This window comes from Amycolatopsis sp. NPDC004625 (assembly GCF_040609695.1).
Taxonomy (GTDB): Bacteria; Actinomycetota; Actinomycetes; order Mycobacteriales; family Pseudonocardiaceae; genus Amycolatopsis.
Genome location: NZ_JBEXKX010000038.1, coordinates 88,100 through 97,873 on the forward strand (window position 1 = coordinate 88,100; position 9,774 = coordinate 97,873).

The 9,774-nt window shown below is 72.6% G+C and carries 10 protein-coding genes and 1 pseudogene; 6 read left to right on the forward strand and 5 right to left on the reverse strand.

Annotated elements, in window-relative coordinates; translation table 11 throughout:
* Positions 1-3: 3 nt before the first annotated feature.
* Positions 4-963: a cysteine synthase family protein gene (locus tag ABZW17_RS33965; protein ID WP_354823317.1), complete on the forward strand. Its 960-nt coding sequence runs from the start codon at positions 4-6 to the stop codon at positions 961-963.
* A gap of 94 nt (positions 964-1,057) precedes the next feature.
* Positions 1,058-1,420 carry a helix-turn-helix domain-containing protein gene (locus ABZW17_RS33970; protein WP_354823319.1) on the forward strand — a complete coding sequence of 121 codons (363 nt, stop codon included), beginning with the start codon at positions 1,058-1,060 and terminating at the stop codon, positions 1,418-1,420.
* On the opposite strand, the gene ABZW17_RS33975 is transcribed toward ABZW17_RS33970, so the two are convergent.
* Complete coding sequence (locus ABZW17_RS33975; protein ID WP_354823321.1) at positions 1,417-1,797, reverse strand: helix-turn-helix domain-containing protein; 381 nt, start codon at positions 1,795-1,797, stop codon at positions 1,417-1,419. The two genes, ABZW17_RS33970 and ABZW17_RS33975, sit on opposite strands and share 4 nt — an antisense overlap.
* Before the next feature lie 148 nt (positions 1,798-1,945).
* Between ABZW17_RS33975 and ABZW17_RS33980 the strand changes: the two genes are divergently transcribed.
* Positions 1,946-3,049 carry a histidine kinase gene (locus ABZW17_RS33980; RefSeq protein ID WP_354823323.1) on the forward strand — a complete coding sequence of 368 codons (1,104 nt, stop codon included), beginning with the start codon at positions 1,946-1,948 and terminating at the stop codon, positions 3,047-3,049.
* Positions 3,046-3,717 (forward strand): response regulator transcription factor, encoded by a 672-nt coding sequence (locus ABZW17_RS33985; RefSeq protein WP_354823325.1) that lies wholly within the window; start codon positions 3,046-3,048, stop codon positions 3,715-3,717. Before ABZW17_RS33980 ends, ABZW17_RS33985 begins: the two co-directional genes overlap by 4 nt.
* A 183-nt stretch (positions 3,718-3,900) precedes the next feature.
* Here ABZW17_RS33985 and ABZW17_RS33990 read toward each other — a convergent pair whose 3' ends face one another.
* The 4 genes from ABZW17_RS33990 to ABZW17_RS34005 all read right to left on the reverse strand — a co-directional run bounded on the left by ABZW17_RS33990 (position 3,901) and on the right by ABZW17_RS34005 (position 6,641).
* Positions 3,901-4,128: a hypothetical protein gene (locus ABZW17_RS33990; RefSeq protein WP_354823327.1), complete on the reverse strand. Its 228-nt coding sequence runs from the start codon at positions 4,126-4,128 to the stop codon at positions 3,901-3,903.
* Between the two features lie 290 nt (positions 4,129-4,418).
* A complete protein-coding gene (locus ABZW17_RS33995; protein WP_354823329.1) occupies positions 4,419-5,819 on the reverse strand; it encodes a DUF2079 domain-containing protein in 1,401 nt (466 codons plus the stop codon).
* Positions 5,816-6,142, reverse strand: coding sequence for a hypothetical protein (locus ABZW17_RS34000; RefSeq protein WP_354823331.1), 327 nt, complete (start codon positions 6,140-6,142; stop codon positions 5,816-5,818). The genes ABZW17_RS33995 and ABZW17_RS34000 overlap by 4 nt, the downstream gene beginning before the upstream one ends.
* Positions 6,135-6,641, reverse strand: a complete 507-nt coding sequence (locus ABZW17_RS34005) for a SigE family RNA polymerase sigma factor (protein ID WP_354823333.1) — start codon at positions 6,639-6,641, stop codon at positions 6,135-6,137. Before ABZW17_RS34005 ends, ABZW17_RS34000 begins: the two co-directional genes overlap by 8 nt.
* 194 nt (positions 6,642-6,835) lie before the next feature.
* Here ABZW17_RS34005 and ABZW17_RS34010 point away from each other — a divergent pair.
* Together ABZW17_RS34010 and ABZW17_RS34015 are read left to right on the forward strand one after the other, a co-directional pair.
* Positions 6,836-7,738 (forward strand): annotated as a pseudogene (locus ABZW17_RS34010) (GAF domain-containing protein); the annotation flags it as partial.
* An 82-nt stretch (positions 7,739-7,820) separates the two neighbouring features.
* On the forward strand, positions 7,821-9,608 hold the full coding sequence (locus ABZW17_RS34015; protein WP_354823335.1) for a SpoIIE family protein phosphatase: 1,788 nt from the start codon (positions 7,821-7,823) through the stop codon (positions 9,606-9,608).
* Positions 9,609-9,774: the final 166 nt, after the last annotated feature.

The following is a 9,774-nucleotide window of genomic DNA, read 5'->3' on the forward strand; positions in this document are numbered from 1 at the left end:
ATCATGACCGACCGGACCAGGCGGCCACCGGCCGCGTCGTTCGCCGACCTGATCGGCGGCACCCCGCTCGTGCGGCTCGACTTCGGCCCCGCCGCCGTGACGACCACCTACGCCAAGCTGGAGTCGGTCAACCCGCTGGCGAGCGTCAAGGACCGCACAGCCCTGGCCATGATCGAAGGGGCCGAACGCCGCGGCGAGCTGCGCCGCGGCGTCAGCACGGTCGTGGAAGCGTCCTCCGGCAACACCGGGATCGCGCTGGCCGCCCTGTGCGCGGTGCGCGGCTACGAGTGCGTGATCGTGCTGCCGGACGACGTGACCGCGGAACGCGTCCACGTACTGCGGTCGTTCGGGGCGGAGGTCGTGCTCTCGCCGTACCGGGAGGGGTACGCGGCCGCCGTCGCGCTCGCGGAGAAGATCCACCACGAGCGCCCGGATTCCTGGTACGTCCGCCAGCACGAGAACCCCGACAACGTGCGGGCGCACTACACGACCACCGGGCCGGAGATCTGGGCCGACCTGGACGGGCGGGTCGACCTCCTGGTGTGCGGCTACGGCACGGGCGGCACCCTCACCGGCTGCGCGCACTACCTCAAGGAACAGAACCCCGGGCTCCGGGTCGTGGCGGTCGAACCCGATCGGTCCCCGCTGCTGAGCAAGGGCGTCGGCGGCCTGCACGACATCCCGGGGCTCAACGGCGGGTTCCTGACCCCGACCACCGACGTGGACTGCGTCGACGAGGTGCTGACCGTCTCCGACGAAGAGGCCCGGTCCGCGGCCCGGCTGCTCGCCCGCACCGCGGGTCTGCTGGTCGGCATCTCCTCCGGCGCGGCCGCACACGCCTGCCGCACTCTGGCCACCCGCCCCGGCTACGCCGGGCGAACCGTGGTCACCGTGTTCCCGGACACGGGAGAGCGCTATCTTTCTTCCCTCGCAACGGAAGGGGCGTCCGCGGCTCAGCGGTGAGAGCGCTTTCTCCGCCGCCGGAAACTTGTGGTCCTTGCGGGTAACCACCCCCTCGCCCGTAGCTTGAACGGCACCGGGAGGGTGAGGAGAACCGATGACGAGTGTTCGCGAAACACGACGGCACACCCCGCACGACGTCTACGACGTCCAGAGCCCTTCGCGTGCGCTGCTCGACCTCTTGGCCAGCAAGTGGTCGGCGTTGGCCATCGGCGCACTCGAAGCCGGGCCCCTGCGCTTCGGCGAACTCCGCCGGCGGCTGCCGGGCGTCAGCCCCAAGGTCCTCACGCAGGCCCTGCGGCGCCTGCAGGAACACGGAATCGTGGAGCGCGTCGTCTACCCGGCGGTCCCGCTGCACGTGGAGTACTCGCTGACCGATTTGGGCGAGAGCGCCGCCGTGCCCCTCGCGGCGCTGCGCGGCTGGGTCGAGCGGAACGCCGGCCGGAGTTCCCCCGCCTAGGGCATCCGGTCCGGCGAGGCGACGCGGACGATCTCGTCGATGTTCTGCCGCGCCCACCTCCTCGTGTGCCGGAGCACCCCCGCCGCTCCCCCGCCGAGTTCGGTCAGCGAGTACTCGACCCGGAGGGGCACGTCCGGGTAGACGACCCGGTCCACGAGCCCGAGGCCCTCGAGCCGGCGCAACGTGCGGGTCAGCACCTTCGCGCTCACGCCACGCAGTTCGCGCTGGAGGGCGCCGAACCGGATCGGGCCGCCTTCCAGAACGTCCACCACCGGAGCCGACCACTTGTGGGAAAACAGGTCGGCGAAGAGACGGCGAGAAGATTCGCATTCCTCCTCCCCGATGACGAAATCGTCTGCCTCGCACGTGTTGCCCATCGAATCCCCCTCGGAGCCGATCAGATCCCGCTGTTTTCCGACACTAAGAAAAATCCCGCGACCGGGCGTCGGCCGAAATGCTTATTCCGCGCTACCCCGCTGGTGGTAAGCCCGCCGCCACACCCGTCCGTTCGACTAACGTGACGACGTGCGTGCCAAATTCTCCGCGCCTCACCTCGAGGGACTGGTCACCGCGGCCCTCGTCGCCTTGACCATCGCCAACGTGACGGCCCGGCCGGACGCCGGCTGGCTCGTCCACGTCGTCGGGGTCCTGACGGTGGCCCCGCTGGCCCTGCGGCAGGTCGCGCCGGTCGCCGTCCTGACGGTGATCGTGTGCGCGGTGACCGTGTACTCCGCGCTGGAGTCGGCGGTGCTCCCCAATGCGGGCCTGGGCCTGCTGATCGGGATGTTCACCGTGGCCACCATGCGGCCGGCTCCCACGGCCGGGGTGATGTGGCTGCTCTCGGTGCTGTGCTTCGCCCCCACGTTCCTGAACCCGGCCAGTGACTTCACGCTGGCCAAGCTGTTCGAAAGCGCCCTGATCCTGTTCGGGGCCTGGGCGCTCGGGGAAAGCACCAAGCGCTGGGCGCAGCGGGCCCAGCGCGCGGCCGAAAGGGCCCGTCGCGCGGCCGCCGACGAACGCGTCCGGATCGCCCGGGAACTCCACGACGTCGTCGCGCACCATATGTCGGTCATCTCCCTTCAAGCCGGTTTGGCGGCCTACGTGTTCGACAGCGACCCGCGGACCGCGCGCACGGCGGTCGCCACCATCGACGGAACCAGCCGCGAAGCGCTGCAGGAGATGCGCCGGCTCCTGGACGTGCTCCGTCTGGACGACGACGGTGAAGCCGACCTGTCGCCACAACCCGGCGTGGACGCGGTACCGGGCCTGGTGGACCGGGTTCGTGCCGCGGGCCTGGCCGTCGAACTGGTGGTGACCGGCCGGCCCCGGCCGCTGCCTCCCGGCGTCGCGATTTCCGCGTACCGGATCGCGCAGGAGTCGCTGACCAACGTCCTGAAGCACGCCGGCAACGCGGCGGCGCGGGTGGAGATCGCGTACCACCGCCGATGCCTCGAAGTCAGGGTCACCGACGACGGGGCCGGCTCCCGGTCCGGCGGCGGGCCTTCTTCCTACGGCATTCACGGCATGCGCGAGCGCACGGACCTCTACGGCGGAACGTTCGAAGCGGGTCCGCGGCCCGAAGGCGGGTTCGCCGTCGTCGCGCGCCTGCCGATCGAGGAGGGGGCATGACGATCCGGGTCGTGGTCGCCGACGACCAGCCGCTGGTCCGGGCCGGGTTGGCCGGTCTGCTCAAGGCCGCCCCGGGGATCGAGGTGGTCGCCGAGGCCGCGAACGGCGTCGACGCGGTGGCGTCGGCCACGGCCACCCGGCCGGACGTGGTCCTGATGGACGTCCGGATGCCGGAACTCGACGGCATCTCCGCGACGCGGCGGATCTTGAGCCAGGCCCCCGGGCGGCCGCCCCGCATCATCATCCTGACCACCTTCGACATCTCGGAGTACGTGTACACCTCCCTCCGCGAGGGAGCGGCGGGGTTCCTGCTCAAGGACACCCCGGCCGACCGGATCATCGCCGCGGTCCACGCCGTCGCGGCCGGCGACGTGCTGCTCTCGCCCCGGATCACCCGGCGGCTGATCGAGAGTTTCGCGCGTCACCACCGGCCGGCGGGTTCCGGGAGCGCCGATCTGGGTGCCCTGACGGGCCGGGAGACCGAGGTGCTGCACCTGGTGGGGTACGGGCTGAGCAACACCGAAATCGCGGAACGCCTGACCCTCAGCGCGGAAACGGTGAAGACCCACGTCAAGCGGATCATGGGCAAGCTGAGGGTGACCAGCCGGGCCCAGGCCGTGGTGGCCGCCTACGAATCCGGGCTGGTCGTGCCGTCTTCGGCTGAGTGAACACCCTCGTCATGCTGCGAATTGTGTGCCTTCGGCGGCACAGAACCAATTCCCTCGCGGGTAAACGGGACCCCGGCCGGCCTGGTGGAATCCAGCTGGCAGACCAACCCGAAACTCCGGCAGGTCGCCACCTGGTTCGTCGAACACCGGCACGAAGGCAGCGAAGTTCCGGACCAGGCCCGCTCAGCCGTCGAGTTCTTCGCGCAGGATCGTCTCCACCCGGCGGCGGGCGCGCTGCAGCACCACGACGATGCCGGCCACCACGACCACCGAGGTCATCACCCACCCGGCGCTCGCCGAGCGCGACCACACGAGCAGCAACGCGCCCACCGTCGCGATCGTCACCGGCGGCAGCCCGGCCCGCCCGCTCACCCACTCCGGCAGCACCCGACCGACCGAAATCATGCTCATCAGCGACCACCTTCCCGCAAGCATGGCGCAAAGCCGTACACCCCCTAGACGCAGAAACCGCTCAACCTGTTACGCGTAGTCACCACTTTCGGCGCAGGTGGCTCCCCGACGTCACCTGAACGCGCGGTGATCCAGGGGCCGATGACCCTGGCGCGCCCGCGGCCACGGCAGGAGACTGGGGCCAAGCCAGCGGCACGGAGGGCCACGGTCCCGAGCGTCGCCGGCCCAGGTTGGCGGCCGGGTTCAGCAAAGAGCCTCGCCGCGAACCGCCCCCGGAGCAGGCTCGCCGCTCACCGGCGCAGGTGCAGCACCCAGAAGCCGGCGCCGTGGGCCGCCACGTCGTAGTCGGCGCCGGGGCGAAGGGCTCGGGCGTAGTCCAGCACCGCCTGCTCCGTGCGGTGGGTGTCCTCGTAGGCGAAGTAGTCCGGCGTGACGGAACCGGTGTTGCCGATGAAGAACACGCGGCACCGCCCGGTGAGGTGCGCGATCGGTGCGATGCCGGCCTCGACCGTGGCGTTGTCCGGGATCACGCCGAGCACGTCCGCCGCGACGCGGGCCCGGTCGGAGATCTCGTACGTGGCCGGTTGCGTGAGCTTGGCCAGCGGCAGGTTCACGGTGAGCGCCACCGCGGCCGCCGCGGCCATGGCGGGCGCCTGGCCGGCGTAGGACCGCAGCCAGGGACGCCGCGACGTCGCCGAGCGGTGGACGGCGTCGGCCAAGGCGAGGAAGACGATCGGCATGAGAACGGCGTTGTAGTGCCAGCCCGTGCTCCAGTAGTGCTCCTCGAACGACACGAACCGCCACGTCAGCGTGGGGACCGCGACGAGCAGCAGCGGTGACCGGATGGCGAGCAGCCCGGTCGTCGGGACGAGGATCCACAGCAGCGTCTCGATCCGTTCGGCGATACCGGTGCCGGCCGCCGGATCGGCGCCCGTGTCCGCCAGCTTGGACCAGAAACCGTAGGTGCCCGCGGGGTTGAACGCCGGGATGACGACCAGCAGGCAGACGAAGCAGGCGACGATCCCGAAGACCGCCGCGCCCACGGCCACCGCCCGCGTCCGCGGTGGTGCTTTCGCGCACGCGACCAGGCCGGCGATCACGGCCAGGGTCAGCCCCAGATCCTCTTTCACCAGCACGAGCGGCAACGACCAGGCCAGCGCGGCGTGCCACCGGCGGGAGAGCAGCGCTTCGAGCGCCCACGCGACGAGCGGAACGGCGAAGCAGATCTCGTGGAAGTCGAAGTCCGCCGCACGCTGGACACCCCAGGACAGTCCATACGCGACACCCGTCGCCGCGCCGCGGCCCGGGCCCAGCAGCCGTCCGGCCGCGCGGGTCACCGGGACGACGGAGACGGCGAACAGCGCCGACTGCGCGACCAGCAGCGTCACCGGCGTCGGCGCCAGCCGGTACAGCGGTGCCAGCAACGCCGTCACCGGGCTGAAGTGGTCACCGAAGATGACGAACCCGGCGCCCTTGAGGTCGGCCACCGGCGCGCCGAGGTGCGCGTAGGCCCGCACCACCTGCTCGAAGATGCCCAGGTCGTAGGACATCGTGCCGAAGGCGCGGTAACGGCTCACCGACACGACCGCGTAGGCGACGCCGAAGACCGCGGCCAGGGCGCAGGGCACGCGGGCGGACCGGACGTCCGTCCGGGCAGGCCCCGGAACCCGGACCGTCGAGGTGGAGGTCATCGACGGGAACCGGGGGTGATCGTCGTGCTCACCGGCGAGGGGATCGAGACCGTCGTCGTCCCGGCGGACGGCGACGGCGGCCCGGCCGGCTGCACCCGCTCGTCCCGCCCCGAGGCGGCGACCACCATGATCGCCCCGGCCGAGACCACCACGGCCGCCACCACCGCGGCGATGGCACGCCTTCCCCGCCGGCGCGCCGCGAGGACGCGGATCCGGTCGACGCCGACCGGCTCGGCCGCGAGGGCGGCGTCGGCGGCGGCCCGGCCGAGCAGCTCGCCCACCCGCCGGTCGGCCGGCGAGTCGAACCGGCCGTTCTCAGGCATCGCGGTCCTCCAGCAGCCCGGGCCGGTCACCCAGCAGCGGCGCCAGCGCGGCGCGTCCACGGGACAACTGGGTCTTGACCGTGCCCACCGACACCCCCGTCTCCGCGGCGACCTGGCCGACCGGCAGGTCGCAGACGTAGAACAGCGCCACGATCAGCCGTTGCCGCGGCGGCAGCGTCCGCAACGCCCGCTCCAGCGCCACCCCGCCCGGCTGCGGCCCGCCCGCCGCGGCGGTGGCCTGCCGGCCCCATCTCGCCCAGGCCTCGGCCGCTCGCCGTCCGCGGCGCCAGCGGCTGATCGCCAGCCGCGTCGCCGTCACCCGCACCCAGGATTCCGGGGCCCGGGCCGCGTCGAGCTTGTCGCGCCGGTCCCAGGCCCGGACGAACGCCTCCTGCACCGCGTCCTGCGCCTCGTGCAGATCACCGGTCACCAGGTAGACCTGGCCGGTCATCGGTCCCGCCCAGCGGCCGTAGAAGGCTTCGAACTCATCCTCGGTCACCGCAACCCGCTCTCGAACTGATCAACGTCACCAGTAGTACGCGGTGGGAGGCCCGGAAGGTTGACACCCGGCGGCGGATCGGCCCGTGACCCGCGCTCGTCACTCCGGCAGCGCGATCGGGCGACCGCCGGTACCCTCGGGCCCGGCCGCCGGATCGGTCGCCGAGCGGCATTCGTCCCGGGAGAGTCCAGCCGATGAGCACAGACCTACCGGAGCTCCTCGGCCGGCTGCCGGTGGTCGCGTGGGCGGCCGAGGCCCGCAGCGGGGCGTACTCGTTCGTGTCCGGGAGCTGCCGGTCCCTGCTGGGGCATCCGCCGGAGGCGTGGCTGGCCGAGCCGTCCTTCGCGCTGTCGGTGATCCACGCCGACGACCGCGACCACTACGCGCGGACCCGAGCGGAACACTGGGCGCGCGGCGGCGACTACGAGCTCACCTACCGCGCCCTGGCGGCGGACGGCCGGGTGGTCTGGCTGCAGGAACTCGGCCGGGTTTCCCCGGACGGCACGGTCCACGGGGTCGTCTTCGACGTCTCCGAACGACGTTCCGAAGCCGGGCGGCAGCGGTTCCTCGCCGAGTTCGAGCGGGGGCTGCAGGAGTTCGACGACGCCGAGCAGATCATGATCCACGCCGCCCAGAGCCTGGGCGAGTACCTCGAGGCCGACCGCTGCGCCTACGCCGAGGCCGAAGACGATCAGGACCACTTCCTGATGAGCGGCGACCACGCCACCGGCCTGCCGCCGTTGCCCGGCCGCTTCGCCATGTCCGCGTTCGGCGACGGCTGCGTGACCGCGATGCGCGCCGGCCGGTCCTGGGTCGTCGACGACAGCCTGACCGACGACCGGCTCGCCCCGGCCGACCTCGACGCCTACCGCGTCACCGGGATCCGGGCGGTGATCTGCGTGCCGCTGCTGCGCGGCGGCCGGTTCGCCGCCGCGATGGCCGTCCACCAGGCCACCGTCCGGCACTGGAGCACCGCCGAAGTCGAACTGGTCGAGCTCGTCGTCAGCCGGTGCTGGGAGTCCATCCAGCGCACCCACGCCCTGCGCGCCTTGCGCGACAGCGAGCAACGCCACCGGCTGCTGGTGGAACGCGCGACCGACGCGATCTGGGTGCTCGACCGCGACCTCGAGTTCGTCGAGGTCAACCCGGCGGCCTGCGAGCTGCTCGGCTACCCCCTGGGTGCTCGACCGCGACCTCGAGTTCGTCGAGGTCAACCCGGCGGCCTGCGAGCTGCTCGGCTACCCCCGCGAGCGTCTGCTCGGCACCCCGATCACCGCACTGCTCGACGACGGCGGCGACCACCGCTGGCGGGAGGTGATCGCCGACCCCGGCACCGTCCTGGAGGTCAGCGAAATCCACCAGGTCCGCCGCGCCGACGGCACCGGGATCGCCGTCGAGCTGAGCATCCAGGCCACCCCCTCGGGTGTGCAGGCCATCGGGCGCGACGTCACCGAACGACGCCGCCGCGAGGCCGAACGCGAGCTGCTTCTGCAACGGGAGCACGAGATCGCCGAAACCCTGCAGCGCAGCCTCCTCCCCCGCGAGCTGCCCGAACTCGCCGGGCTGGCCGCGGCCGCCCGCTACCGGCCGGCGACCGTGCACGCCCAGACCGGCGGCGACTGGTACGAGCTCGTCCCGCTCGGCGGTTCCCGGGTGGCGCTGTCGGTCGGCGACGTCGTCGGCAAGGGACCCCAGGCCGCCGCGGTCATGGGCCAGCTGCGGACCGCGCTGGCCGGCAGCCTGCTCGACTGCCACGGCCCGGCCGCGGCCCTGGACCGGCTCGACGCGTTCGCCGCCCGCACCGACGGCGCGGCCGGCACCACCTGCTCGTGCCTCACCCTCGACTGGGACACCGGCGAGCTGACCTGGGCCACCGCCGGCCACCTCCCGCCCCTCGTGATCGAGAACGGCGCACCGCGGTTGCTGACCGGCAGCGGCAGCGTCCTCGGCGTTTTCGGCTCGGCCCACTACGAACAGCACACCACCACCCTCTCCCCCGGCGCGTCGGTGCTCCTCTACACCGACGGGCTCGTCGAGCGCCGCGGCGAGCCGATCGACGACGGGCTGCGGCGGCTCTGCGAGGCCGCCGGAGGGCTCCACGCCTCACCGCCGGACAGCCAGGTCGCCGCGCTCACCGACACCCTGCTCGGCGAGGGCCAGGACGACGACGTCGCCGTCCTCGCGGTCCGGCTCATGCCGCCGCCGCTGCACCGGCGCACGACCGCGGAAACCGGGCTGCTGCGCACGGCGCGCGACGACCTCGCCCGGTGGTCGACCCAGGCCGGCTTGCCCCGCGAAGTGCGCGAAGACCTGAACCTGGCCGTCGGCGAAGCCGTGGCCAACTCCATCGAGCACGCCTTCCCCGGAGACCGCGGCGAAGCCGCCTACACGATCACCCGCACCGCGGCCGGGCACCTCGACGTCGTCGTCCACGACAACGGCCGATGGCGCCCCGAACCCGCCGACAACGGCCACCGCGGCCGCGGCATCGCCATCATCACCGCGCTGTCCGAGCGGTTCGGCCTCGACCACGACGACCACGGCACCACCGTCCGCTTCACGATCGCCACCACGACACCCGGCACCGCACCGGCGTCCGCACCGATCACCGCCCCCGCCCCGGCACCGGCCGCCCTCCTCGTCGACGACACCGGCCCAGGACGCTTGGTTCTGCACGTGTCGGGCGCCCTCGACCTCACCACGATCGACGACCTCCGGCCCGCCGTCCTGCACCACCTCGACACCACAGCCGTCCCCGACGTCGTCATCGACCTCGCGGACGTGACCTACCTCAGCAGCTGCGGCATCGCCCTGCTGCTGGACTCGGCCGCGCTGACACGAACCCGCGGAACCTCGCTGACGGTCCACACCCGCGCCGGCTCGCCCCCGCTGCGCATCCTCGAGCTCGCCGGCCTGGTCACGCCGGCGAGCACCGGGCTGGCCGTCCACGTCAGCGAGCCCGGCTAGAGCCGGTACTGACCGGCCCAGCTCAGCGGCGACGGGGCGAACGCGCCGTCACGCTGCGCGGAGCCGCACCCGGAGTTCGCCCGACTTCGCGGTGACGTCCGCTTCGACCTGGACGCCCCGGGCGGTGGAGACCAGCCGGTACGGCACCGGGCGGCCGCCGAACGAA

Excerpts from the sequence above, each read along its gene's own strand:
- ABZW17_RS33965 (WP_354823317.1), top strand. The coding sequence starts at position 4 with ATGACCGACCGGACCAGGCGGCCACCGGCCGCGTCGTTCGCCGACCTG.
- ABZW17_RS33970 (WP_354823319.1), top strand. The coding sequence starts at position 1,058 with ATGACGAGTGTTCGCGAAACACGACGGCACACCCCGCACGACGTCTAC.
- ABZW17_RS33975 (WP_354823321.1), bottom strand. The coding sequence starts at position 1,797 with ATGGGCAACACGTGCGAGGCAGACGATTTCGTCATCGGGGAGGAGGAA.
- ABZW17_RS33985 (WP_354823325.1), top strand. The coding sequence starts at position 3,046 with ATGACGATCCGGGTCGTGGTCGCCGACGACCAGCCGCTGGTCCGGGCC.
- ABZW17_RS33990 (WP_354823327.1), bottom strand. The coding sequence starts at position 4,128 with ATGAGCATGATTTCGGTCGGTCGGGTGCTGCCGGAGTGGGTGAGCGGG.
- ABZW17_RS33995 (WP_354823329.1), bottom strand. The coding sequence starts at position 5,819 with ATGACCTCCACCTCGACGGTCCGGGTTCCGGGGCCTGCCCGGACGGAC.
- ABZW17_RS34000 (WP_354823331.1), bottom strand. The coding sequence starts at position 6,142 with ATGCCTGAGAACGGCCGGTTCGACTCGCCGGCCGACCGGCGGGTGGGC.